Below are 23,781 nucleotides of genomic sequence, written 5' to 3'. Positions count from 1 at the left end.
TGGGACTCCTGTATCACTACTACTGCGATGAAAAAAAAGAAGGCATCTTGTGCCTTCTTTTATATGCGTAATCAGGGGTCAATTACAAATCATCAAGGAAAGTTTTATCCAGTTGTTTGAAGGCGCGCTTAAGCGTGTCAGCCAACGCCTGGTAATCCGGCTTTCCTTCCACCGGAGAGAGCGCCTGCCCAGCTTCTTGCAATTTACCCCGAACTTCGTAGAACCAATTGAGAATTGAAGGCGGCAGCGGCGTTACGGAACGTTTTCCCAGCCACCACATCCCCTGCATCGGCAGGCTAAGCGCAAACAGAGCAGTCGCCACGGCCGGGCCCAACTGCCCCCCTAACGCAATTTGCCAACATAAGGTGAAGACGGCGATAGGCGGCATAAAACGAATCGCGTAACGCGTCATGCGGATCACGCGGTTCTCAACAAACACGGGCGCAAGGCGCTTTTCCATTGGCCACGTCTTTGCATAGTGCTGCCCCCGGCGAAACAAGCTAAAAAAATTGACGGAGCGATTATCCGGTGTCGACATGGCGGTTACCTCAACTTCACATATAAAAATTAAAAAATTTGTGCAAAACAACAACTACAAGGGACATCGTTCAAAACATTTTGTCTTTGATACCCACATTCAGGTATCCTGTGCCGGCCTGTAAGGCCTGTAGTCCAAAATCATTGAGTCGTCAAATTGGCATACATTATGCCATTGCCTGAAAAATACGCAAAATGACATAGACTCAAAGGTATTTATTCCATCGTGCCCAAAAAGACTATGGCGCATGATGTTAATCATAAACGTCGGTGTCATCATGCGCTACGCTCTATGACTCCCTGACGTTTTTTTAGCCACGTATCATAAATAGGTACTTCCATGTCGAGTAAGTTAGTACTGGTTCTGAACTGCGGTAGCTCCTCACTGAAATTTGCCATCATCGATGCAGTAAACGGTGAAGAATACCTCTCTGGTTTAGCCGAATGTTTCCATCTCCCAGAAGCACGTATCAAGTGGAAAATGGACGGCGGTAAACAAGAAGCGGCTTTAGGTGCAGGCGCCGCTCACAGTGAAGCGCTGAACTTTATCGTTAACACTATTCTGGCACAAAAACCAGAATTGTCTGCGCAATTGACCGCTATTGGTCACCGTATCGTACACGGCGGCGAGAAGTACACCAGCTCCGTGGTTATCGATGATTCCGTTATTCAGGGCATCAAAGATTCTGCCTCTTTCGCACCGCTGCATAACCCGGCTCACCTGATCGGTATCGCAGAAGCGCTGAAATCCTTCCCTAATCTGAAAGACAAAAACGTGGCTGTATTCGACACCGCGTTCCATCAGACTATGCCGGAAGAGTCTTACCTCTATGCTCTGCCGTACAGCCTGTACAAAGAACACGGCGTTCGTCGTTACGGCGCGCACGGTACCAGCCACTTCTTCGTCACACAGGAAGCGGCAAAAGTGCTGAACAAACCGGTTGAAGAGCTGAACATCATCACTTGCCACTTGGGCAATGGCGGTTCTGTATCTGCTATCCGTAACGGTAAATGTGTTGATACCTCCATGGGTCTGACCCCGCTGGAAGGTCTGGTGATGGGTACGCGTTCCGGTGACATCGACCCGGCGATCATCTTCCACCTGCACGATACCCTGGGCATGAGCGTTGACCAGATCAACAAAATGCTGACCAAAGAGTCCGGCCTGCTGGGTCTGACCGAAGTCACCAGCGACTGCCGTTATGTTGAAGATAACTACGCTACTAAAGAAGACGCTAAACGTGCAATGGACGTTTACTGCCACCGTCTGGCGAAATACATCGGTTCTTACACTGCGCTGATGGATGGTCGTCTGGATGCAGTTGTCTTCACCGGTGGTATCGGTGAAAACGCAGCGATGGTTCGTGAACTGTCTCTGGGCAAACTGGGCGTTCTGGGCTTTGAAGTTGACCACGAACGTAACCTGGCCGCACGTTTCGGCAAATCTGGTTTCATCAACAAAGAAGGTACCCGTCCTGCGCTGGTTATCCCAACCAACGAAGAACTGGTTATCGCGCAAGACGCGAGCCGTCTGACTGCCTGATTTCACACCGCCAGCCTAGCTGGCGGTGCTGTTTTGTAACCCGTCTAAATTGGCGGTAACGAAAGAGGATAAACCGTGTCCCGTATTATTATGCTGATCCCTACCGGAACCAGCGTCGGCCTGACCAGCGTCAGCCTTGGCGTGATCCGCGCAATGGAACGCAAAGGCGTTCGTCTGAGCGTCTTTAAGCCGATCGCTCAACCGCGTGCCGGTGGCGATGCGCCAGACCAGACTACCAGCATCGTCCGTGCTAACTCTTCTCTGCCAGCCGCTGAGCCGCTGAAGATGAGCCACGTTGAATCTTTACTGTCCAGCAATCAGAAAGATGTGCTGATGGAAGAGATCATCGCGAACTACCACGCGAACACCAAAGACGCTGAAGTCGTACTGGTTGAAGGCCTGGTCCCAACCCGTAAACATCAGTTCGCGCAGTCTCTGAACTACGAAATCGCGAAAACGCTGAACGCGGAAATCGTCTTCGTTATGTCTCAGGGTACCGACACCCCGGAACAGCTGAACGAGCGTATTGAACTGACTCGCAGCAGCTTCGGCGGCGCGAAAAACACCAACATCACCGGCGTAATCGTTAACAAACTGAACGCACCGGTTGATGAGCAGGGCCGTACTCGCCCGGATCTGTCCGAGATTTTCGACGACTCTTCCAAAGCGAAAGTGATCAAAGTTGATCCGGCTAAACTGCAAGAATCCAGTCCGCTGCCGGTTCTGGGCGCGGTGCCATGGAGCTTCGATCTGATCGCTACTCGTGCAATCGATATGGCGCGTCACCTGAACGCCACCATCGTTAACGAAGGCGATATCAACACCCGTCGCGTGAAGTCTGTGACTTTCTGCGCACGCAGCATTCCGCACATGCTGGAGCACTTCCGCGCAGGTTCTCTGCTGGTGACTTCTGCCGACCGTCCTGACGTGCTGGTTGCAGCATGTCTGGCTGCTATGAACGGCGTGGAAATCGGTGCCCTGCTGCTGACTGGCGGCTACGAAATGGATGCGCGCATCACTAAACTGTGCGAACGTGCATTTGAAACTGGCCTGCCGGTATTCATGGTAAACACCAACACCTGGCAGACCTCTCTGAGCCTGCAGAGCTTCAACCTGGAAGTTCCGGTTGACGATCACGAGCGCATTGAGAAAGTTCAGGAATACGTTGCTAACTACATCAATGCTGACTGGATTGAATCCCTGACTGCAACCTCTGAGCGTAGCCGTCGTCTGTCTCCGCCAGCGTTCCGTTATCAGTTGACCGAGCTGGCGCGCAAAGCGGGCAAACGCGTTGTTCTGCCGGAAGGCGACGAACCGCGTACCGTTAAAGCGGCTGCTATCTGTGCTGAACGTGGTATCGCAACCTGCGTACTGCTGGGTAACCCGGATGAGATCACCCGCGTTGCAGCCTCTCAGGGCGTTGAACTGGGTGCTGGTGTAGAAATCGTTGATCCAGATGTGGTTCGCGAAAGCTACGTTGCTCGCCTGGTCGAACTGCGTAAAAACAAAGGTATGACCGAAACCGTTGCCCGCGAACAGCTGGAAGACAACGTGGTTCTCGGTACCCTGATGCTGGAACAGGACGATGTTGACGGTCTGGTTTCTGGTGCAGTACACACCACCGCGAACACCATCCGTCCGCCGCTGCAGCTGATCAAAACTGCACCGGGTAGCTCTCTGGTGTCTTCCGTGTTCTTCATGCTGCTGCCGGATCAGGTTTACGTTTACGGCGACTGCGCGATCAACCCGGATCCGACTGCAGAGCAGCTGGCAGAAATCGCGATTCAGTCCGCTGATTCCGCAATTGCCTTCGGTATCGAACCGCGCGTAGCGATGCTCTCCTACTCCACCGGTACTTCTGGTGCAGGTAGTGACGTAGAGAAAGTTCGCGAAGCAACCCGTCTGGCACAGGAAAAACGTCCTGACCTGATGATCGACGGTCCGCTGCAGTACGACGCCGCCGTTATGGCTGACGTAGCGAAATCCAAAGCGCCGAACTCTCCGGTTGCAGGTCGCGCTACCGTGTTCATCTTCCCGGATCTGAACACCGGTAACACCACTTACAAAGCGGTACAGCGTTCTGCCGACCTGATCTCCATCGGGCCAATGCTGCAGGGTATGCGCAAGCCGGTGAACGACCTGTCTCGTGGCGCGCTGGTAGACGATATCGTCTACACCATCGCACTGACCGCGATCCAGTCTTCCCAGCAGCAGTAATCTGCCGAGTGTGCCGGATCTTTTATCCGGCAACACATCTGCTTATCAAACCGGAAATAGCTGATATTTCCGGTTTTTTTATGTCTTTTTCCCCTTTGGCATAATCTGAAACATTTGCCTGGATGCGCTGCATCAATGAATAACTATTCTTCTGTTCGCATACTTACTCTCTTTTGCGTTGCAACAGGGATAGTCTTTCATGTCAGCAGTAACAGAATCACAGCCAGCTAAAAAATGGGCGATGCCCGACACGCTGGTGATTATTTTTTTCGTCGCCATTTTAACCAGTCTGGCAACATGGGTTGTTCCCGTCGGGATGTTCGACAGCCAGGAAGTTCAGTATCAGGTTGATGGACAAACCAAAACCCGTAAGGTGGTTGACCCCCATTCCTTTCGTATTCTGACCAACGACGAAGGTGAAGAGCAGTATCACCGGGTGCAGTTATTCACCACCGGAGATGAACGCCCAGGCCTGATGAATTTCCCGTTTGAAGGATTAACCTCCGGCTCGAAATTCGGCACTGCTGTCGGCATCATTATGTTTATGCTGGTCATTGGCGGCGCATTCGGCATCGTTATGCGTACCGGCACCATTGATAACGGCATCCTGGCGCTCATTCGCCATACGCGGGGCAACGAGGTCCTGTTTATCCCAGTGCTGTTTATTCTCTTCTCCTTAGGCGGTGCGGTGTTTGGCATGGGGGAAGAGGCTGTTGCCTTTGCCATTATCATCGCGCCTTTGATGGTACGGCTAGGTTACGACAGTATCACCACCGTGCTGGTTACCTATATCGCGACTCAGATTGGTTTCGCCAGCTCATGGATGAACCCATTTTGCGTGGTGGTCGCGCAAGGTATTGCGGGGGTACCGGTGCTCTCTGGTTCCGGGCTACGCATCGTGGTCTGGGTGATCGCTACACTAATCGGGCTGACCTTCACGCTGGCCTATGCGGCGCGTATCAAAAAGAATCCGCTTTTGTCCCGGGTACATGAATCCGACAGCTTCTTTCGCGAGCAGCAGGACGAGGTCGTGGAACGACGCTTCACGCTGGGAGACTGGTTAGTGCTACTGGTGCTGACCGCGGTGATGATTTGGGTTGTCTGGGGCGTTATCGTCAACGCGTGGTTTATTCCTGAGATCGCCAGTCAGTTCTTCACGATGGGTCTGGTGATTGGCATTATCGGCGTCGTGTTTCGGCTCAACGGCATGACGGTCAACATCATGGCCTCCTCATTCACTGAGGGTGCACGAATGATGATTGCCCCTGCCCTGCTGGTTGGTTTTGCCAAAGGCATTTTACTACTGGTCGGTAATGGATAGGCGGGTGAAGCCAGCGTGTTAAACACTCTGCTGCACAGCATTGCCAATGGCATCAGCGGGCTGGATAACGCCATCGCGGCGTGGTTTATGCTGTTGTTCCAGGCTGTTTTTAATTTCTTCGTCACTTCCGGCTCTGGTCAGGCTGCGTTAACCATGCCGCTACTGGCACCGCTGGGCGATCTGGTTGGCGTAAACCGTCAGGTCACAGTCCTGGCCTTCCAGTTTGGCGACGGATTCAGTCATATTATCTATCCGACGTCAGCATCTCTGATGGCTACGTTAGGCGTTTGTCGGGTGGATTTTCGTAACTGGCTGAAGGTAGGTGCTACGCTGTTGGGACTGCTGTTTATTATGTCCAGCGTGGTGGTGATTGGCGCGCAGATGATGGGTTACCATTAAAAAGTGTGCGTCCGGCCTACTCGATTTCTCGACGCAGTAGGCCGGATGAACAGAGTTTACTCAGCTTCTTCCTGCTTTTCGGCTTTCGCCCCTTCATTCTTGGCGTTGCGGGTCATCCACAGCGCCAGGGCTTTCAGGGAGTCCGGTGTAAATTCGTCGCAGCGCGCGGTAATTTCTTCCGGCGTCAACCAGCAAACTTCACTGACCTCATCTTCCTGAAGCGCAAACGGTCCGTGGGAAACGCAGCTAAACAACCCACCCCATACGCGACAGTTCTGGTCTTCAAAGTAAAACTGACCATGCTCGGCAAACGGCACGCCCGCAATCCCCAGTTCCTCTTCTGCTTCACGACGCGCTGATTCCAGCATCTGCTCGTCAGCCTGAACCACACCGCCTGCGGTGGCATCCAGCATGCCGGGCAAAAAATCTTTTGTCTCAGTGCGACGTTGAACCAGAATTTTGCCCATACCATCATGCACAACGATATACGTTGCACGATGGCGTAAGCGTTGCGCCCGCATTTGTTCCCGGCTGGACTGTGCAATGACTTCATTGTCTTCATTCACAATATCCACCCATTCAGTACTTGCCAAACGACGCTGTTCCACCATCAGGAAACCTTCTTTTTTCTGGCGCTCTTACGGCGCGTTTATGTTTGTGGGGTAAATTACGGATTAATCTCGACCTGTGCAATAACACTTTGATCATTGAGTGCCATTACGCTGAGAACATTATCATCCAGAATCCCGTAACTTGCCGCAAAGCCCCCTTTCGGGATGCTTACCGAGCCGGGATTGAAATGATAGATACCCTCGCGCCGCTCAGCAACCGGCAGATGAGTATGCCCATAAACCAGAACATCGCCCGCATTGAGCGCCGGCAAATTTTGCGGGCCAAAAAGATGTCCGTGCGTCAAAAAGAGTCGCTGGTTTTCTGTCAGAATTTGCTGCCACGGCGCAGTCATCGGAAAATGCAGGAGCATCTGATCCACTTCGCTGTCGCAATTACCACGCACCGCAATAATTCGCGATGCCAGCTCATTCAGCCGTTCAGCAACCTGCGCAGGTGCATAGCCTTCTGGAAGCGCATTACGCGGTCCGTGGTTTAAAACATCACCCAATATCACCAGCCATTGCGCGCCGCTTGCAGCAAACCGCTCGAGTACGCGTTCCGTGGCTGGCAACGAACCATGAATGTCCGATGCGAACATCAGTTTCATCACTCACTCCTCGCTGAAAATTACCTTGTAATGATACTGGATTACGGCCCGTTTTTCAGCAGGAACGCTTCGCTGAAAGCGCGATAAAACGCTGGACTGAAGCGCGCTGCCACTGGAAGGTGGCGTATTCCGCAAGCGCTTCTGGAACCTCATCACCATTCAGGACCAGGCGATTAAGCATTAGCGCTAAATCACAGTCAGCGATACACCATTCGCCAAATAAATTCTGCTTACCGTGGCTCAGTAAACTGCTCGCAGTAGCGAACAGTTTTTCCGCACTGGCTTTTCCCGCTTCGCTTAACGGTCCTTTCTTTACGTCAGCAAAAACGACATCTGTTGATCGTTCCTCACGGATAGGCATTAAATCGCTGCGGATCCACGCCTGAACCTGGCGCGCCCGAGCGCGCTTTTGTACATCGTGTGGGTAGATACGCTCCCACTGTGGCGGTGCAAAGCTCTCTTCCAGGAATTCCGTAATCGCTGATGATTCGCTTAGTTCAAAACCATCGATCTCAAGAACCGGTACGCGGCGCGTCAAGGCGTAACCTTGCCATGAAGGATGCAAGTGTTCACCACTATTGAGATCAACGGTTTTCAGCGTAAAAGGTAGCCCTTTCTCTTGCAGAGCAACATAAACAGACAGCACGTAAGGGGAGAAAAAATTGGCATCTGACCACAGCGTAATTGCAGATTTGCTCATAATGTCCTCTGAAGTGTATTGGCTTGCTTTCAAAATATAGAGTCTTTCTCTCGCTGTCACTTGATGAAAACTCACGCACGCCAACAGGCTCTATACTTGTAATGACCCGGTTCATGACAAAACGGATGCTGAAAATGATCGATCTCTATTACACGCCATCGCCAAACGGTCACAAAATCACGCTGTTTCTTGAAGAGGCACAGCTGCAATACCGTCTGATTCATGTCGATATCAGCAAAGGCAGCCAGTTTCGCCCCGATTTTCTACTGATCTCGCCGAACAATAAAATCCCGGCCATTATCGATCATGCGCCGGAAGATGGCGGAAGGCCCATCAGCTTGTTTGAGTCCGGAGAAATTTTACTCTATCTGGCGGAGAAGAGCGGTAAGCTGCTTAGCGGTGAATTACGCGAACGCCACACCACGCTGCAGTGGCTGTTCTGGCAGGTCAGCGGTCTGGGTCCCATGCTGGGGCAGAATCATCATTTCAGTCATTACGCTCCGCAAACGATCCCTTACGCTATTGAAAGATACCAGGTTGAAACCCAGCGCCTGTACAACGTGATGAATAAACGTCTGGAAACATCACCCTGGCTGGGAGGCGATCATTACAGCATTGCTGACATTGCCTGCTGGCCGTGGATCCACGCCCATCAGCGTCAGCGCATCGACCTCGACAATTACCCGGCGGTCAATAACTGGCACGAACGCATCCGTACGCGTCCCGCCACGGAACGCGCCATGCAGCAAGCACTGAGTGAGAAGCGGTGACGCAATTCGGTTCTCGTGTATCATGCAGAGGTTCATACATGGAGGAAACCTGCAATGTCACAACCTGACGCCATTATTCGTATAAAAAACCTTCGTCTGCGCACCTTTATCGGCATCAAAGAAGAGGAGATCCTTAATCGCCAGGATATCGTCATCAACATTGCCATTCACTATCCGGCAGACAAAGCCCGTACCAGCGAAGATATCAACGACGCGCTGAATTATCGCACTATAACCAAAAGCATCATTGCCCACGTGGAGGGTAACCGCTTCTCATTGTTAGAAAAATTAACTCAAGATGTGCTCGATATCGCACGCGAACATCACTGGGTCACTTATGCTGAAGTGGAGATAGATAAACTTCACGCATTGCGTTACGCCGACTCAGTATCAATGACGCTGAGCTGGCAGCGCTAAAACGTAACCCGGGAGGCGACATGCAGATTCTGATTACCGGCGGTACTGGCCTGATTGGACGTCATCTGATCCCCTGCCTGCTGGAACTGGGGCATCAGATAATCGTAGTGACACGTACCCCTGATAAGGCTCGTCAGATTCTCGACTCTCGGGTCACGTTATGGAAAGGACTGGAAGAGCGGCAACATCTCAATAATATTGATGCCGTGATTAACCTTGCCGGAGAACCTATCGCAGATAAGCGCTGGAGCGCACAGCAAAAGGAACGCTTGTGCCAGAGCCGTTGGGGCATTACGCAGAAACTGGTCGATTTAATCAATGCCAGCGAGACGCCGCCCTCCGTGTTAATCTCCGGTTCCGCTACCGGTTACTACGGCGATTTGGGCGAAGTTGTGGTTACGGAAGAAGAGCCACCGCATAACGAATTTACCCACAAGCTGTGCGCCCGCTGGGAGCAAATTGCCAGCACTGCGCAAAGCGACAAAACCCGCGTATGTATGCTGCGTACCGGCGTGGTACTGGCCTCAGCAGGCGGCATTCTGGCAAAAATGGTCCCGCCGTTTCGTCTTGGCTTAGGCGGCCCGATCGGTAACGGACGCCAGTATATGGCCTGGATCCATGTTGATGATATGGTCAACGGAATTATCTGGCTGCTGAATAACGATCTACGCGGTCCCTTCAATATGGTTTCGCCATACCCGGTGCACAATGAGCAGTTTGCCCACGCGCTGGGTCACGCTCTGAACCGCCCTGCAATTCTGCGCGTTCCCGCCACCGCTATGCGACTGCTGATGGGGGAATCGTCAGTACTGGTCCTTGGTGGACAACGCGCATTGCCCAAACGCCTGGAAGCTTCCGGTTTTACGTTTCGCTGGTACGATTTAGAAGAAGCGCTGGCGGATGTCATCCGATAACCCCTATGCACTATTCACAGTCGCCGTTGTGGTGGTAAGGTTATAGACCAGATTTCCGCAATGGCGACGTTATGGCGATAATATCGACTCCCCGACTTACCCTCTCTTTGTTTCAATTTTCTGACTGGTCATTTTTCCAGAAACTCCGTGAATGTCCTGAAGTCATGCGCTATATGGGCAACATCGCCCCGGCGAAAGATACGCGGCTGTTATTCGCCAGACGTCTGGCCGCACAGCACACTTTCGTCATCCGCGAACATAACAGCCCGACGCCACTTGGCGATATTGGTCTGCAAATCAGCCATCTTTACCCGCAGGAAGCCGACCTCGGCTACGCCATCATGCCACAGGCTCAGGGGAAAGGTATTGCCAGCGAAGCCGTGCGCGCGGTGTGCCAGTATGCCTTCGAGCATGCAGGTGTGACGGCGATAAACGCATACGCGCTGGCGGATAACAAGGGTTCAATCCGTATTCTGGAAAAGACAGGCTTTGTACGTACGCAGGTACTGGAAAAGGCGTATGAGATTGACGGCATCGCCTACAACGACTGGGTGTTTCGGCTGGAGCGCGACGCGCTAAAATTGTAAGCCCGGAAAGCGTAGCGCCTCCGGGCTGTTGACTTACTTCAGCGATCCTTTAAGGAACTGCTGCAAACGCGGGCTTTGCGGATTACCAAATACCTGCTCCGGGTCACCCTCTTCCTCAATTTTCCCCTGATGCAGGAAAATCACGTGCGTGGAAACATGACGGGCAAACCCCATTTCGTGGGTCACCACCACCATGGTTTTCCCCTCTTCAGCCAGCTGTTGCATAATGCGCAGCACTTCACCCACCAGCTCAGGATCAAGCGCCGACGTAGGTTCATCAAACAGCAACACTTCCGGTTCCATCGCCAGCGCACGGGCAATGGAAACACGCTGCTGCTGACCACCGGACAGGTGCACCGGATATTTTCCCTGTGCGCGCTCATCAATGCCCACTTTAGCCAGATACTTCACCGCACGGTCGCGAGCTTCCTGCTTGCTCAGCCCCAACACCTGAATCGGCGCTTCCATGACGTTTTCCAGCACTGTCATGTGACTCCACAGATTAAAGTGCTGAAAGACCATCGTCAGACGCGTACGCAGCAGGCGTAGCTGATTTTTGTCCGCAACCTTCAACTGGCCGTCTTTGTCGCGCACCAGACCAATGTTCTGACCGCTGACGACAATCGACCCGGCACTCGGTTTCTCGAGAAAGTTAATGCAGCGCAGGAAGGTACTTTTACCGGAACCTGACGAGCCAATAATGCTGATAACATCACCCGCGTTGGCCTGCAGCGATACCCCTTTCAGCACTTCATGTTCGCCGTAGTGCTTATGTAAATCGATAACGTTTAATTTATTTTCAGACATCGTGTTACTCGAATCATTTAGAGGATACATGCTGCAACCAGCGTTTTTCCGCTTTACGGAACAGACTGATCAGGACATACGAAATAATCAAATACAGCACAGCGGCAATACCGAAGGCGGTAAACGGCTGATACGTTGCCGAGTTGATATCGCGAGCGATTTTCAACAAATCTGGCACCGTGGCCGTAAATGCCAGCGCCGTGGAGTGCAGCATTAAAATGACTTCATTACTGTATGCCGGCAGCGCAATACGCAGCGCGGAAGGTAAAATAATGCATCGATACAGTTTGAATGACGAGAAACCGTATGCGCGCGCAGCCTCAATCTCACCGTGAGGCACGGAACGAATAGCCCCGGCGAAAATCTCCGTTGTATAGGCGCAGGTATTCAGCGTCAGCGCCAGCACGGTGCAATTCAGCCCGCTGCGGAAAAACGCGTTGAGGAAGTCCGTGCCTTTAACTATTTCCAGCGTATACATCCCGGAATAAAACACCAGTAACTGAACGTACAGCGGCGTCCCACGAAAAATATAGGTGAACAGCCAGATGGGAAACTGGATAAATTTATTACTGGAAACGCGACCAATCGCCAAAAAGAGTGCCAGTATTCCGCCCATCACTACTGACGAAATCAAAAGCCACAGGGTGATAGCGACGCCAGTGTAGCGATATCCGTCGGTCCACAGCAGGGACTTCCAGTATTCCTGAATAATCTCGATCACAGGTCAGCCCTCTTCACACCCACGGAATAGCGGCGCTCAAGGTACAGCAGCACACCATTAGAAACAGTGGTAAACACCAGATAGATGACCCCGCACACGACGGCAAAATAGAACGGCTCCCAGGTACTCTTCCCGGCAAGCTGAGTCGCTTTCACCACGTCTTCAAGTCCAAGCAACGATACCAGCGCCGTAGCCTTAAGAATAACCTGCCAGTTATTGCCGATTCCCGGTAAGGCATAACGCATCATCGCCGGGAACATAATGCGACGAAATATTTGTGAGCTGGTAAAGCCAAACGCCGTCGCGGCTTCAATATGGCCTTTTGGTACAGCCATAAACGCACCGCGAAAAGTTTCGGTAAAATAGGCGCCGTAGATGAATCCAAGGGTGATAATGCCCGCAACCATCGGATCAATATCAATCTGGCCGATACCGATGGCATCGGTAATGGTGTTCAGCGCGATTTGTAATCCGTAGAAGATGAGCAGCATTAAGACCAGATCGGGCACGCCGCGGATTAGCGTTGTGTACCCTTCGAAAATAAGTCCCATTGCCCGGCTTTGCGACAGCTTTGCTGCTGCGCCGACAAGACCTATCAGAACCGCCAGTACCACCGAGCTGAGTGCCAGCTCCAGCGTAACAATTGCGCCCTGTAAAATAACACCTGAAAAGCCATACAACATGCTGCCTGTCCTGTCGTGTGTGGTGGAGTAGTAAGCCTCTTTTGATTTCAGACTAACCGTTAAATGCCGGATGGCGGCCTTGCCTTATCCGGCCTACAAAATCACCGTAGGCCGGATAAGCGCGGTGCCATCGGGCATAAATTCAACGCGTCAAAAATCTACGGGCTTTATCAGCACCTGCGGTAATTAACCGCCGTAAACATCAAAATCGAAGTACTTTTTCGCCAGCTTCTCGTAAGTACCGTCAGCTCGCATTTCGGCAAAGGCTTTATTCAGCGCTTCGCGCAGTTCATTATCGTCTTTGCGCAGCCCCATACCGGTACCCACGCCGAACAACTTCTCGTCTTTCACAGACGGGCCGCCGAATTTGTAATCTTTACCGACTGGCTGTTTCAGGAAGCCTTCGCTGGCCGCAACTTCATCCTGGAACGCTGCGTCAATACGCCCGGCAGTCAGGTCAGAATAGATATTGTCCTGCCCCTGATAAGAGACAATCTCAATACCTTTTGGCGCCCAGTGTTCGTTGCCGAACGTTTCCTGGGTAGTGCCCTGCAGCACACCAACACGTTTGCCTTTCAGCGACTCAATGGTCGGCTGAATAGCAGAATCTTTAGCGACAACCAGACGCGAATCGGCTGCATAAAGCTTGTCGGTAAATGCGATTTCCTGCTGACGTTTTTCAGTAATGGAAAGCGAGGACATGATGGCATCGATTTTCTTCGCTTTTAGCGAAGGGATCAGCGCGTCCAGCGGGTTTTCCACGAAGGTACATTGCGTATTGATACGTTTGCACAGCTCTTTAGCCAGATCGATATCAAAACCGACTAATTCACCCTGCGCATTCTTCGATTCGAACGGCGCATAAGTAGGATCGGTACCGATACGAATTTTTTGCGGAATGGCTGCAAATGCTGCGGTAGCACTGGAGAAAGCCAGAACCAGAGAAAGAGACAACACCAGTTTTTTCATAACTATCCTCAACAGACTGTCTTTTATAGGGGATCTTTACAGGACCAGGTGCAGTTATCGTGCCATTAATCAGGCCGACAAGGCAAAGCATTCTACCCTGTCGGCGGTATTTATTTGCATGAAAAGCGCTTAAGTATGCACTCATGCTTATTAAGTCAGCGATAAAAGCACCAAAACAGTGCACTGAATTTATTATGCACCGAAATGGTTACCCGCAATGGTGCAGTCAATTCCCCACGCCGCTGTATTAATCGCCGTAGACATTAAAATTAAAATATTTGCTCGCCATTTTGTCGTAGGTGCCGTCTTTACGCAGTTCGCCCAGCGCTTTGTCGAAAGCGGCTTTCAGCTCTGCATCATCTTTGCGCAAGCCAATCCCGGTTCCGTCACCAAAGTATTTTTTATCTTTCACCGACGGACCGGCAAAAGCGTAATCCTTACCAGCAGGCTGCTTCAGGAAGCCTTCGCTGGCCGCGACTTCATCTTGCAATGCCGCGTCCAGACGGCCTGCCGTCAGGTCAGAATAGATGAGGTCCTGGTTCGCATAGGCCACCACGTCCACGCCTTTGCTGCGCCAGTTGTCATTGGCATAGGCTTCCTGAGTAGAGCCTTGCAGGACGCCAACGTGTTTACCTTTGAGGGAATCCAGAGTCGGCTGAATTGGGGAGCCTTTCGCGGCGATCAGACGTGAGTCTGCAGCGTAAAGTTTGTCTGAGAACGCAATCTCTTGCTGACGCTTTTCGGTGATAGAAAGCGAGGAGATGATGGCATCAATTTTTTTCGCTTTCAGCGATGGGATCAGCGCATCAAAGTCACTGGCAACCCAGGTGCATTTGATCTGCATGCGCTTACACATCTCATTTCCCAGATCGATATCGAAGCCGACAAAGTCGCCTTTGGCATCTTTAGAGGAAAAAGGAGCGTACGTTGTATCTGTACCAATACGAACCGTCTGCGGAAGTGCTGCGTAGCTGGCCGCGGTGGCGGAGAGTCCTACCAGCAAAGACAAAGCAAGAACCGTCTTCTTCATACATAACCCTCAAGTGGCGTAATTTTATTATGTTTTACGTTGTGTTGTGTGTTTGCAGACTTTTTCATGCAGGTCTTATGCCATTTTCGCGTCGATGAGGATATTCGACGTTAAATATGTTAATAAAACGTTGCAATAATGTCCTGATTTTGAAGATAGCAGGTCTGGCGGTTGAACCGCAGCGTTTCGTTGAGTTTTAACGAATTAAATGTTGAGGATATGATCGCGGTTACAAAATTGCCCTGAAACAGGGCAACGGATGATTCTTTGCACGCTGATGGAACGGCTTACGCCCCTTGCCAGCGGGTGAACAGGTCCTGCGGAAGGGTAATATCAAACTGGTCAAGCACGCGATTAACCGTTTGATTAATCACATCATCGAGCGTTTGCGGACGATGATAAAACGCCGGGACAGGTGGCATAATTACCGCCCCAATTTCTGCCGCCTGCGTCATCAATCGCAAATGCCCCAGATGCAGCGGCGTTTCGCGTACACACAGCACCAACGGACGACGTTCTTTCAACACCACATCTGCCGCACGGGTAAGCAACCCATCGGTGTAACTGTGGACGATGCCAGAAAGCGTTTTGATTGAACAAGGCAGGATAACCATTCCAGCGGTCTGAAAAGAGCCGGAGGAGATACTGGCGGCGATATCACGGCTATCATGATTCACATTTGCCAGCGCCTGCACGTCGCGCACAGAGAGGTCCGTTTCCAGCGCCAGCGTCTGCCGGGCAGCGGCACTCATCACCAGGTGGGTTTCCACATCAGTGACGTCACGCAATACCTGCAACAGGCGCACGCCGTAAATTGCCCCGCTTGCACCAGAAATACCAATGATGAATCGTTTCATGTGTAATCGCCCTTACTTGCTCAGGGCCGACTTTGCAGGAAATTACGGTGAGTTGCAAGCAAGGGCGCAGGTTGCGCCCTTGCTTGCGAGCAAACATTAACCTTCGTTGTGCATCTCAAGGTTTTCCGCTTCGTTCTGACGCAACACCGCTTTGGCATCGTCATTACGCAGGGAGTCGAGGAAATCGAGATATTGCTGGTCGACGTCTTTGGTAACGTACACGCCGTTAAACACTGAACATTCAAACTGCTGAATATCCGGGTTCTCAGCACGGACAGCTTCAATCAGATCGTTCAGATCCTGGAAGATCAGACCATCTGCGCCGATTATCTGGCGAATCTCGTCCACTTCACGACCATGCGCAATCAACTCCGTCGCCGTAGGCATATCGATGCCATAAACGTTCGGGAAGCGAATTTCCGGGGCGGCAGAGGCCAGATACACCTTTTTCGCGCCAGCTTCACGCGCCATCTCGATAATCTGTTCTGAGGTGGTGCCACGCACGATGGAGTCATCCACCAGCAGCACGTTTTTATCACGGAATTCCGCACGGTTAGCATTCAGCTTACGGCGCACAGATTTACGACGCAACTGCTGGCCCGGCATGATAAAGGTACGGCCCACATAGCGGTTTTTCACAAACCCCTGGCGGTACGGCTTACCGAGAATACGAGCAATTTCCAGCGCGATATCACAGGAGGTTTCCGGGATTGGGATTACTACGTCGATGTCCAGATCTTCCCACTCACGGGCAATTTTTTCGCCAAGCTTAGTCCCCATATTCACACGGGCGCTGTAGACGGAAATCTTGTCGATAAAGGAGTCAGGACGTGCGAAGTAAACGTATTCAAACAGACATGGATTGCTCACCGGGTTATCGGCACACTGACGGGTAAACAGCTGGCCTTTTTCGGTGATGTACACCGCTTCGCCAGGTGCTACGTCGCGCAGGAATTCAAAGCCCAGCGTATCCAGCGCTACGCTCTCAGACGCCACCATGTACTCGGTACGGCCATCGCCAATATCGCGTTTGCCCATCACCAGCGGACGGATACCGTTAGGGTCGCGGAAGGCAACCATACCGTGACCGATAATCATCGCCACGCAGGCATAGGCGCCGCGAATCTGGCGGTTGGTTGCCGCAATGGCCGCAAAAATATTGTCGGCTTCCAGCGGGTAATGGCGGAAGTTATCCAGCTCGCTGGCGAAAATATTCAGCAGAATTTCAGAATCTGAAGTGGTATTGATGTGGCGGCGCTTTTCTTCAAACAGCTTTTTACGCAACTCATGCGCATTGGTCAGGTTGCCATTGTGGGCAAGCGTAATGCCATACGGTGAGTTGACGTAAAAAGGTTGAGCTTCGGAGGCGCTGGAGCTGCCAGCCGTTGGGTAACGCACATGACCGATGCCCATATTGCCCTGCAAACGCTGCATATGGCGCGCTTCAAAAATATCGCTCACCATTCCGTTTGCTTTACGCAAGCGGAAGCAGTTGTTGGCATCAATGGTGATGATGCCCGCAGCATCCTGACCACGATGCTGGAGCACCGTTAACGCGTCATAAATCGACTGGTTTACCGGCATAACACCGGCGATACCGACAATACCGCACATACGTCTTTTCCTCGTTCAGCAACGACCCAAAGTTTATACTTTGGGCAAGAAACTTGACGAGCTTTGCAGATAGTCAAAGAACCATCTGATGATGAAACTGAACTGCGGGATCAGCTGTGACTTACCCCAGTCTTCACTTTTCGACAGACCGGTAAAGCTATCGAGAAAGAACAGTATGGCGGCGACGATCAACGCTCCACGCAAAGCACCGAAGCAGATCCCCAACACCCTGTCGGTACCCGACAGTCCTGTTTTCTCTACCAGTTGGCCTATCACAAAGTTAACGATAGCGCCGACGATAAGTGTCGCGATGAACAGTATCGCGATAGCAATCCCATTTCGAACCAGTTCGTCTTCAAAGCCCGTAAACCAGACAGACAGGTAAGTGTAGTAATGGCTGGCGACAAAGAAAGCACAACCCCAAGTCACCAACGATAATGCTTCACGAACAAAGCCACGGATCAGGCTAACCAGACAGGAAAAACCAATCACCGCGATAATGGCGTAATCAATCCAGACCATATGTGTCCCACGATTTTACGCCCTGTCGTCCTGTTCGGGGCGCATTCTAACAGAAAAAGAAAACGTTTGCGTAGGGATTTCCTTTCCACGCGTAAATAAAAATGGCGCTGAAAAAATCTTCAACGCCATACGATTTTATGCCTCTTCGGACACTGCCGGATGGCGGTGTAAACACCTTGTCCGGCCTACATCAGAGCAACGTAACGCAATCCCTTAGTTAGGGGTATACCCCATCACCACCCCGCTCAAACCAGAGATCTTCTGCAGCTCGCCCAGCGAGTTCTTCAGCTTATCTTTGGAGGCGTCAGGCCCTACGAGAATGCGGGTTATTTTACCCTGCACCGGCGTTGACGGGGAAGTATATACCCGGAAGCCCGCGCCACGAAGTTTACCCACGATCTCATTGACCTTATCCGCGTTTTTCAGCGCACCGAGTTGTACAACGTACGCTTTGCCGGTTGGCGCTGGCGCTTCCTCAGCGGCCGGTTTCGGCGCTGGAGTCGGTGCCGGTGTTGGTGTCGGGGCGACGGCAACAGGCTGCGGTTTCGGTTTAGGTTTCGGTGGTTCCACAGGCGCAGGGACAGGATCTAACTCCGCGCTGTTTGCCGTCGTCAAACGTGATGGATCCAACGATGGCGCGGCAGCATCACCCGCACGCACCTCTTCTGCCGCCCCTTCCGGCGGCTGAGTCGGCAGCGCCTGCGTTGCTGCAGGCATCATGTCTGGTTCATCGCGATCGCCGGGTTTAGGTACCAGTGGGATCGCTGCAAATTCATCCTGATAATGCTTTTTCTGGCCGTCAAGCAGCCCGGGAAGCACAATCACCCCGAGCGCGACCAGCACAATTGTGCCGACTAATCGATTCTGAAACTTACTCGCCACCGCTTCTCCCCACGTCTATTACTTCCATGACATGTGCGACAGTGTGAAACGATCCACACACCAACACGGTATCTTCTGGCTTCGCCTCAGCAAGTGCCGCAGTCCATGCCTGCGCCACGCTGTCATAAGCGTTGCCTTTGCCCAGGTGCTCCAGCAGCTGTTCTGCCGTTGCACCACGCGGCCCTTCCAGGGGCGCACAGTACCAGTCGTCAACCACACTTTTCAGCCAAGCCAACGTACCGGCAATATCTTTATCATGTAGCATACCGATAACCGCAAGTACACGCCCGCTTTTCACTAACTTTTTCAGACGTCCGGTCAGATACTCCGCCGCATGCGGGTTATGGGCAACATCAAAAATAACCCGCGGCGACTCGCTCACAATCTGGAAGCGTCCCGGTAAAATCGCTTGTTCGATACCGTCACGAATGGCCTGCTCGCTGACGTTAAGACCGCTTGCGCGCAGTGCAGCCAGTGCGGTTGCAGCATTAGGTTGTGGCACCTGCGGCAACGGCAGGTGCGCCAGCGTTCCATGAGCATCAGTAAACGACCAGTCGTTCTCCGTGACTGCATAGCGCCAGTCCACACCACAACGTTGCAAAATCGCCCCGCTCTCCTGAGCGACATCCGCGATGGTGTAAGGCATTTCCGGTTCGCCGACGATGGCCGGTTTCTCTGCGCGGAAAATCCCTGCCTTCTCACGACCAATACTTTCGCGATCCGGGCCCAGCCAGTCAGTATGGTCAAGCGCAATACTGGTGACTACTGCGACATCGGCATCGACGATATTGGTGGCGTCAAGGCGGCCGCCTAACCCCACTTCCAGAATAACAACATCCAGTTGGGCCTGTTTAAACAGCCAGAGTGCCGATAACGTACCGTATTCAAAGTAAGTCAGGGAAATGTCACCACGTGAGTCTTCAATCTCAGCAAACGAGGCGGTATGAGCTGATTCCGGCAGTTCACGCCCCTGCACGCGCACGCGTTCCGTGTAGCGCACCAGATGAGGCGAACTGTACACCCCAACTTTATAGCCTGCCGCAGTCAGCACAGATTCCAGCGTACGACAGGTTGTGCCTTTCCCATTGGTTCCTGCCACCGTAAAAACAAATGGCGCAGGTTTCAACACACCCAGTTTACGCGCCACCTGGCTGACGCGTTCAAGGCCCAGATCGATGGTTTTACTGTGCAGGTTTTCAAGATAAGAAAGCCACGACGCCAGGGGCGACGCGGCTTGAGGGATACGTTTATTGTCCATGATGCCTGTAGATTCTTTACGTTGAGAAAAGCAAAAGGGCAGCGCCAACCGGCCTGCCCTTTTTTACACGTCGTTTTCCACGTTGCAGATGTGTTGGCTGTACTCGCTCTCCCGAATCACTTAACGGTGTAAGTTCATCGGGATTAACACTCTTGTCGCCTGCCTGCAACCCGAAACCCATAGCGTAAACTATCAGGCCTCTGGTTCCTGATCGGGAACCGGAGGTACCACTTCGCCTTCACGCGGCTCATCCGGATTCGGCGCAGGAAGATTCATCAGCTTCGCCAGGATGCTTGCCAGTTTCAGGCGCATTTCCGGACGGCGGACGATCATATCGATAGCGCCTTTTTCAATCAGGAACTCGCTGCGCTGGAATCCCGGCGGCAGTTTCTCACGTACGGTTTGCTCGATAACACGCGGACCAGCGAAGCCGATCAATGCTTTCGGTTCGGCAATGTTGAGATCGCCCAGCATCGCAAAGCTTGCGGAAACACCACCCATTGTTGGGTCGGTCAGTACAGAAATATACGGTAAACCGCGTTCCTGCATTTTCGCCAGCGCAGCAGAGGTTTTCGCCATCTGCATCAAAGACATCAGCGCTTCCTGCATACGCGCCCCGCCAGAAGCGGAGAAGCAGATCAGCGGACAGTTGTCTTCCAGCGCCTGCTCAACGGCACGGACAAAACGCGCGCCGACCACAGAGCCCATGGAGCCGCCCATAAACGCGAACTCGAATGCCGCAGCAACGACCGGCATACCGTGAAGTGTGCCTTTCATCACCACCAGCGCATCTTTCTCGCCGGTTTCTTTCTGCGCAGAAGCCAGTCTGTCTTTGTATTTTTTGGAGTCACGAAACTTCAGCACGTCTTTCGGCTCAAGCTCGCTACCCAGTTCCACAAGAGAACCTTCATCTAACAGGCTATGCAGGCGATTGCGCGCCGACATGCGCATATGATGGTCACACTTCGGACAGACCTCAAGATTACGTTCCAGCTCAGCACGGTATAAAACCTGACCGCAGCTATCACACTTGGTCCACACCCCTTCAGGAATGCTTGCCTTGCGGGTGGGAGTAATGTTGCTTTTAATTCGTTCAATCCAGCTCATTGGTGACCTTTCTGCCTGAACCCTAGTCAGCTTTGTTATAAGGGGCGCATAATGCCATTTTTGCCCCTAACAGACCATGAATGTTGCACATTAAAACATAACAGCCCGAAACTTTGGATAAAAAAGTGGTCGAACCGCTGAGTTACTTTCTATTTTGCAGCCCGTGACGCAGCACGCTTATGGCGAATTACTTCAATCACCCCCGGCAATACGGAAAGGACGATAATCGCCACAATCAATAATTTCAGGTTTTCCTGGACGATCGGCAGATCGCCGAACAGGTAGCCTGCGTAGGTGAACAACAATACCCACAGCAATGCGCCTACGACGTTATACATCGCAAAGTGACGGTAGGACATATGTCCCATACCGGCAACAAACGGCGCAAATGTACGCACGATTGGCACGAAACGCGCCAGGATAATCGTCTTACCGCCATGACGCTCGTAGAACGCATGGGTTTTATCCAGGTAGCTGCGGCGGAAAATTTTGGAGTTCGGGTTACTGAAAAGTTTTTCCCCGAACAATCTGCCAATCGTGTAGTTCACCGCATCGCCCACAATCGCCGCCACAATCATCAGTGCCACCATCAGATGAACATTGAGATCGTTGGTTGGCAGCGCAGAAAGCGCACCCGCAACAAACAGCAGCGAATCCCCTGGCAGGAATGGTGTCACCACCAGCCCGGTTTCACAGAACAGGATCAGAAACAGAATGGCGTATACCCAGATACCGTATTCCGCAACCAGCTCCGCCAGGTGCACATCAATGTGCAGGATAAAATCGATAAGAAAGTAAATCAGGTCCATAGTTTTGCCTTTATACGACTCAAATTAGTCCGCCAGAAATAGCGGGCCCATAGGCGGTTTTGGCAGGTCGAACCGGTCCGGGTAATCTACCGCAACCAGATACAATCCTTCCGCTTTCGCCGTTGCCGCTGCCAGCGTTCTGTCCTTTGCCGCTAACAGTTCTGCTATCCAGCTCTCCGGCTGGTTGTTGGCGCCAACTTCCATCAGGCTGCCGACAATATTCCTGACCATATGATGTACAAAGGCATTCGCTTTAATATCCACCACCACATATGCACCGAAACGTTCGACGTTAATGTGCATCACGTTTCGCCACGGCGTGCGCGACTGACACTGCACCGCGCGAAACGAGGTAAAATCATTTTCGCCAATCAGACACTGGGCCGCACGATGCATACGCTCAGCGTCCAGCGGTTCATAGTAATGGGTTACCCCTTTACCCAAAACCGCAGGGCGCAACCGATGATTGTAGATGATGTAGCGATAACGGCGAGCCGTGGCGCTAAATCGGGCATGAAAATCATCGGGTACAGCTTTAACCCAGCGCACGGCGATGTCACCAGGTAAATTCGCATTTACCCCCAGTGTCCAGGCCGCATCTTTACGCTGGGCAGTGGTTTCAAAATGCACGACCTGCCCAGTGCCATGAACGCCCGCATCCGTGCGTCCTGCACAAAAAACATTGATGCGTTCATTCGCCACCTGAGAGAGCGCTTTTTCCAGTTTTTCCTGAACGCTACGCACTTCGTTCTGGCGCTGCCAGCCATAATATTTGCTGCCGTCATACTCAATGCCCAGCGCAATTTTATGGGTTGACGGCTGTTGCTGGTCAGACATTAGTACAGGTACTCCTGCACCAGTTTTTCCGCAATTTTCACCGCCATTAACGCGCCGCCAAAGCGTACGTTGTCCGCCACAGACCAGAACTGAACCTGCTCTGGCATACCGTAATCATTATGCACGCAGCCAATAGAAAGGTGCGGCGTGCCCGATGCATCGCCAACCTGGGTCGGGAAGTCGGTCTCTTCCGACAACACCACGTCTTCACCGCGTGAAAACGCATCGCGCGCTTCTTCCGCCGCCAACGGGCGCAGGGCCTCAAAATTTACCATCTGCGCGTGGCCATAAAATACCGGGGACTGCACGATGCTGGCAGAGATGAGCAGACCGTCATCCTGCATAATTTTGCGCACTTCATCGACGATACGACGCTCTTCACGCACGCTACCTTCACGATCGGGCAGCAGCGGCAGCATGTTGAATGCCAACTGACGGCCAAAGAAATCATCTTCGTCAATCGGGATGCCATTAAGCAGTTTCGCACTCTGTCCGGCCAGCGCATCCACCGCTTTTTTGCCATGAGCGGAAGCTGAGATAATATTGGTCACCGTAATACGCGAAAGCCCACCGTCATCAATCAACGGTTTCAGCGCAGACAGCAGTTGGCTGGTCAGACTGTTAGGCACTGCAATCACATTGCGGTTACGGTAATCCGCCAGCACGAACGGGTTAACGTCCGAAACCACCAGCGGAACGTCTGGCTCAAGCGCGAACAGACCGCTGCTGTCGATCACCAGGCAACCCGCATTAGTGGCTTCTTCTACCCATGCGGCGGTGGCTTCAGCGCCCGCAACAAAAAATGCCAACTGTGCCTGCGTCCAGTCAAAGTCTGCAACGTCCTGTACTATGACCGATTTACCGTTAAAACGCAGATGTTCACCGGCGCTTTCATTACGCGCCAGCGCATAAATTTCACCGACCGGGAACTGGCGTTCAGCCAGCGTATCGAGCAGGGCTTCGCCTACGGCGCCCGTTGCGCCCAGAATGGCAATATTCCAGCCTTCAGACATGGTGATTTACTCCAAGAAATACGTAAGCGTCCCTGTCGCATTATTCGA

24 protein-coding genes and 1 pseudogene are annotated in these 23,781 nt (G+C 52.4%); 7 read left to right on the top strand and 18 right to left on the bottom strand.

From position 1 onward, the window contains the following. Positions 1-82: 82 nt before the first annotated feature. Positions 83-538 (bottom strand): terminus macrodomain insulation protein YfbV, encoded by a 456-nt coding sequence (gene yfbV, locus SK35_RS07755; protein WP_003028087.1) that lies wholly within the window; start codon positions 536-538, stop codon positions 83-85. 339 nt (positions 539-877) lie between these two features. Between yfbV and ackA the strand changes: the two genes are divergently transcribed. The 3 genes and pseudogenes from ackA to yfcC all read left to right on the top strand — a co-directional run bounded on the left by ackA (position 878) and on the right by yfcC (position 6,017). Further along, positions 878-2,080 (top strand): acetate kinase, encoded by a 1,203-nt coding sequence (gene ackA / locus SK35_RS07750; RefSeq protein ID WP_003834770.1) that lies wholly within the window; start codon positions 878-880, stop codon positions 2,078-2,080. A 75-nt stretch (positions 2,081-2,155) separates the two neighbouring features. Beyond that, positions 2,156-4,297, top strand: a complete 2,142-nt coding sequence (gene pta, locus SK35_RS07745; protein WP_003834771.1) for a phosphate acetyltransferase — start codon at positions 2,156-2,158, stop codon at positions 4,295-4,297. 199 nt (positions 4,298-4,496) lie between these two features. Beyond that, positions 4,497-6,017: pseudogene (gene yfcC, locus SK35_RS07740) on the top strand (putative basic amino acid antiporter YfcC). 56 nt (positions 6,018-6,073) lie between these two features. Here yfcC and yfcD read toward each other — a convergent pair. The 3 genes from yfcD to yfcF are packed head-to-tail and all read right to left on the bottom strand — an operon-like array spanning position 6,074 to position 7,936. After that, positions 6,074-6,628: an NUDIX hydrolase YfcD gene (gene yfcD / locus SK35_RS07735; protein WP_003834775.1), complete on the bottom strand. Its 555-nt coding sequence runs from the start codon at positions 6,626-6,628 to the stop codon at positions 6,074-6,076. Positions 6,629-6,684: 56 nt separating this feature from the next. Then, positions 6,685-7,236, bottom strand: coding sequence for a phosphodiesterase (gene yfcE / locus SK35_RS07730; protein WP_048215855.1), 552 nt, complete (start codon positions 7,234-7,236; stop codon positions 6,685-6,687). Positions 7,237-7,291: 55 nt separating this feature from the next. Further along, positions 7,292-7,936: a glutathione transferase gene (gene yfcF, locus SK35_RS07725; RefSeq protein WP_048215854.1), complete on the bottom strand. Its 645-nt coding sequence runs from the start codon at positions 7,934-7,936 to the stop codon at positions 7,292-7,294. A 134-nt stretch (positions 7,937-8,070) separates the two neighbouring features. Between yfcF and yfcG the strand changes: the two genes are divergently transcribed. The 4 genes from yfcG (at position 8,071) to SK35_RS07705 (ending at position 10,624) form a co-directional block, all read left to right on the top strand. Beyond that, on the top strand, positions 8,071-8,706 hold the full coding sequence (gene yfcG / locus SK35_RS07720) for a GSH-dependent disulfide bond oxidoreductase (RefSeq protein ID WP_020996685.1): 636 nt from the start codon (positions 8,071-8,073) through the stop codon (positions 8,704-8,706). Between the two features lie 54 nt (positions 8,707-8,760). Continuing rightward, positions 8,761-9,123 (top strand): dihydroneopterin triphosphate 2'-epimerase, encoded by a 363-nt coding sequence (gene folX, locus SK35_RS07715; protein ID WP_003028107.1) that lies wholly within the window; start codon positions 8,761-8,763, stop codon positions 9,121-9,123. Positions 9,124-9,143: 20 nt separating this feature from the next. Next, entirely contained in the window at positions 9,144-10,037 is an 894-nt protein-coding gene (locus tag SK35_RS07710) for a TIGR01777 family oxidoreductase (protein WP_003834782.1), read from the top strand. A 71-nt stretch (positions 10,038-10,108) separates the two neighbouring features. Further along, a complete protein-coding gene (locus SK35_RS07705) occupies positions 10,109-10,624 on the top strand; it encodes a GNAT family N-acetyltransferase (RefSeq protein ID WP_075551241.1) in 516 nt (171 codons plus the stop codon). Positions 10,625-10,657: 33 nt separating this feature from the next. Here the strand turns inward: SK35_RS07705 and hisP are convergent, their stop codons facing one another. The 14 genes from hisP to SK35_RS07635 form a co-directional block, all read right to left on the bottom strand. After that, on the bottom strand, positions 10,658-11,431 hold the full coding sequence (gene hisP, locus SK35_RS07700) for a histidine ABC transporter ATP-binding protein HisP (RefSeq protein WP_003028114.1): 774 nt from the start codon (positions 11,429-11,431) through the stop codon (positions 10,658-10,660). A 13-nt stretch (positions 11,432-11,444) separates the two neighbouring features. Next, positions 11,445-12,152, bottom strand: a complete 708-nt coding sequence (hisM, locus tag SK35_RS07695; protein ID WP_003028116.1) for a histidine ABC transporter permease HisM — start codon at positions 12,150-12,152, stop codon at positions 11,445-11,447. Beyond that, complete coding sequence (locus SK35_RS07690) at positions 12,149-12,835, bottom strand: histidine ABC transporter permease HisQ (RefSeq protein WP_003028118.1); 687 nt, start codon at positions 12,833-12,835, stop codon at positions 12,149-12,151. The genes hisM and SK35_RS07690 overlap by 4 nt, the downstream gene beginning before the upstream one ends. Before the next feature lie 186 nt (positions 12,836-13,021). Next, entirely contained in the window at positions 13,022-13,804 is a 783-nt protein-coding gene (gene hisJ / locus SK35_RS07685) for a histidine ABC transporter substrate-binding protein HisJ (RefSeq protein ID WP_003028120.1), read from the bottom strand. A 247-nt stretch (positions 13,805-14,051) separates the two neighbouring features. Then, a complete protein-coding gene (gene argT, locus SK35_RS07680; protein ID WP_006683634.1) occupies positions 14,052-14,834 on the bottom strand; it encodes a lysine/arginine/ornithine ABC transporter substrate-binding protein ArgT in 783 nt (260 codons plus the stop codon). Between the two features lie 287 nt (positions 14,835-15,121). Continuing rightward, positions 15,122-15,691, bottom strand: a complete 570-nt coding sequence (locus tag SK35_RS07675; RefSeq protein WP_048215852.1) for a UbiX family flavin prenyltransferase — start codon at positions 15,689-15,691, stop codon at positions 15,122-15,124. A gap of 96 nt (positions 15,692-15,787) precedes the next feature. Beyond that, positions 15,788-17,305, bottom strand: a complete 1,518-nt coding sequence (purF, locus tag SK35_RS07670; RefSeq protein ID WP_003028127.1) for an amidophosphoribosyltransferase — start codon at positions 17,303-17,305, stop codon at positions 15,788-15,790. A 33-nt stretch (positions 17,306-17,338) separates the two neighbouring features. After that, on the bottom strand, positions 17,339-17,827 hold the full coding sequence (cvpA, locus tag SK35_RS07665) for a colicin V production protein (protein ID WP_048215851.1): 489 nt from the start codon (positions 17,825-17,827) through the stop codon (positions 17,339-17,341). A 213-nt stretch (positions 17,828-18,040) separates the two neighbouring features. Further along, on the bottom strand, positions 18,041-18,709 hold the full coding sequence (gene dedD, locus SK35_RS07660) for a cell division protein DedD (protein ID WP_003834793.1): 669 nt from the start codon (positions 18,707-18,709) through the stop codon (positions 18,041-18,043). Then, positions 18,699-19,967 (bottom strand): bifunctional tetrahydrofolate synthase/dihydrofolate synthase, encoded by a 1,269-nt coding sequence (gene folC, locus SK35_RS07655; RefSeq protein ID WP_048215850.1) that lies wholly within the window; start codon positions 19,965-19,967, stop codon positions 18,699-18,701. Before folC ends, dedD begins: the two co-directional genes overlap by 11 nt. A gap of 192 nt (positions 19,968-20,159) precedes the next feature. Next, the gene (gene accD / locus SK35_RS07650) at positions 20,160-21,074 is read right to left on the bottom strand and encodes an acetyl-CoA carboxylase, carboxyltransferase subunit beta (protein ID WP_003834797.1); all 915 of its coding nucleotides are present in this window, start codon (positions 21,072-21,074) and stop codon (positions 20,160-20,162) included. Between the two features lie 149 nt (positions 21,075-21,223). Continuing rightward, positions 21,224-21,883, bottom strand: coding sequence for a DedA family protein (locus SK35_RS07645; RefSeq protein WP_003028140.1), 660 nt, complete (start codon positions 21,881-21,883; stop codon positions 21,224-21,226). Positions 21,884-21,907: 24 nt separating this feature from the next. Beyond that, positions 21,908-22,720, bottom strand: a complete 813-nt coding sequence (gene truA / locus SK35_RS07640; RefSeq protein WP_003028142.1) for a tRNA pseudouridine(38-40) synthase TruA — start codon at positions 22,718-22,720, stop codon at positions 21,908-21,910. Beyond that, complete coding sequence (locus SK35_RS07635; protein ID WP_048215849.1) at positions 22,720-23,733, bottom strand: aspartate-semialdehyde dehydrogenase; 1,014 nt, start codon at positions 23,731-23,733, stop codon at positions 22,720-22,722. Before SK35_RS07635 ends, truA begins: the two co-directional genes overlap by 1 nt. Positions 23,734-23,781 lie beyond the last annotated feature (48 nt).

It is taken from the genome of Citrobacter sp. MGH105, from assembly GCF_001037485.2.
Lineage (GTDB): Bacteria > Pseudomonadota > Gammaproteobacteria > Enterobacterales > Enterobacteriaceae > Citrobacter > Citrobacter portucalensis.
The sequence above is the reverse complement of the archived record's forward strand: the minus strand, read 5'-3'. Positions and strand labels throughout refer to the sequence as shown.

Excerpts from the sequence above, each read along its gene's own strand:
- yfbV (WP_003028087.1), bottom strand. The coding sequence starts at position 538 with ATGTCGACACCGGATAATCGCTCCGTCAATTTTTTTAGCTTGTTTCGC.
- ackA (WP_003834770.1), top strand. The coding sequence starts at position 878 with ATGTCGAGTAAGTTAGTACTGGTTCTGAACTGCGGTAGCTCCTCACTG.
- yfcD (WP_003834775.1), bottom strand. The coding sequence starts at position 6,628 with ATGGTGGAACAGCGTCGTTTGGCAAGTACTGAATGGGTGGATATTGTG.
- yfcE (WP_048215855.1), bottom strand. The coding sequence starts at position 7,236 with ATGAAACTGATGTTCGCATCGGACATTCATGGTTCGTTGCCAGCCACG.
- yfcF (WP_048215854.1), bottom strand. The coding sequence starts at position 7,936 with ATGAGCAAATCTGCAATTACGCTGTGGTCAGATGCCAATTTTTTCTCC.
- yfcG (WP_020996685.1), top strand. The coding sequence starts at position 8,071 with ATGATCGATCTCTATTACACGCCATCGCCAAACGGTCACAAAATCACG.
- folX (WP_003028107.1), top strand. The coding sequence starts at position 8,761 with ATGTCACAACCTGACGCCATTATTCGTATAAAAAACCTTCGTCTGCGC.
- SK35_RS07710 (WP_003834782.1), top strand. The coding sequence starts at position 9,144 with ATGCAGATTCTGATTACCGGCGGTACTGGCCTGATTGGACGTCATCTG.
- SK35_RS07705 (WP_075551241.1), top strand. The coding sequence starts at position 10,109 with ATGGCGATAATATCGACTCCCCGACTTACCCTCTCTTTGTTTCAATTT.
- hisP (WP_003028114.1), bottom strand. The coding sequence starts at position 11,431 with ATGTCTGAAAATAAATTAAACGTTATCGATTTACATAAGCACTACGGC.
- SK35_RS07690 (WP_003028118.1), bottom strand. The coding sequence starts at position 12,835 with ATGTTGTATGGCTTTTCAGGTGTTATTTTACAGGGCGCAATTGTTACG.
- hisJ (WP_003028120.1), bottom strand. The coding sequence starts at position 13,804 with ATGAAAAAACTGGTGTTGTCTCTTTCTCTGGTTCTGGCTTTCTCCAGT.
- argT (WP_006683634.1), bottom strand. The coding sequence starts at position 14,834 with ATGAAGAAGACGGTTCTTGCTTTGTCTTTGCTGGTAGGACTCTCCGCC.
- SK35_RS07675 (WP_048215852.1), bottom strand. The coding sequence starts at position 15,691 with ATGAAACGATTCATCATTGGTATTTCTGGTGCAAGCGGGGCAATTTAC.
- purF (WP_003028127.1), bottom strand. The coding sequence starts at position 17,305 with ATGTGCGGTATTGTCGGTATCGCCGGTGTTATGCCGGTAAACCAGTCG.
- cvpA (WP_048215851.1), bottom strand. The coding sequence starts at position 17,827 with ATGGTCTGGATTGATTACGCCATTATCGCGGTGATTGGTTTTTCCTGT.
- folC (WP_048215850.1), bottom strand. The coding sequence starts at position 19,967 with ATGGACAATAAACGTATCCCTCAAGCCGCGTCGCCCCTGGCGTCGTGG.
- accD (WP_003834797.1), bottom strand. The coding sequence starts at position 21,074 with ATGAGCTGGATTGAACGAATTAAAAGCAACATTACTCCCACCCGCAAG.
- SK35_RS07645 (WP_003028140.1), bottom strand. The coding sequence starts at position 21,883 with ATGGACCTGATTTACTTTCTTATCGATTTTATCCTGCACATTGATGTG.
- truA (WP_003028142.1), bottom strand. The coding sequence starts at position 22,720 with ATGTCTGACCAGCAACAGCCGTCAACCCATAAAATTGCGCTGGGCATT.
- SK35_RS07635 (WP_048215849.1), bottom strand. The coding sequence starts at position 23,733 with ATGTCTGAAGGCTGGAATATTGCCATTCTGGGCGCAACGGGCGCCGTA.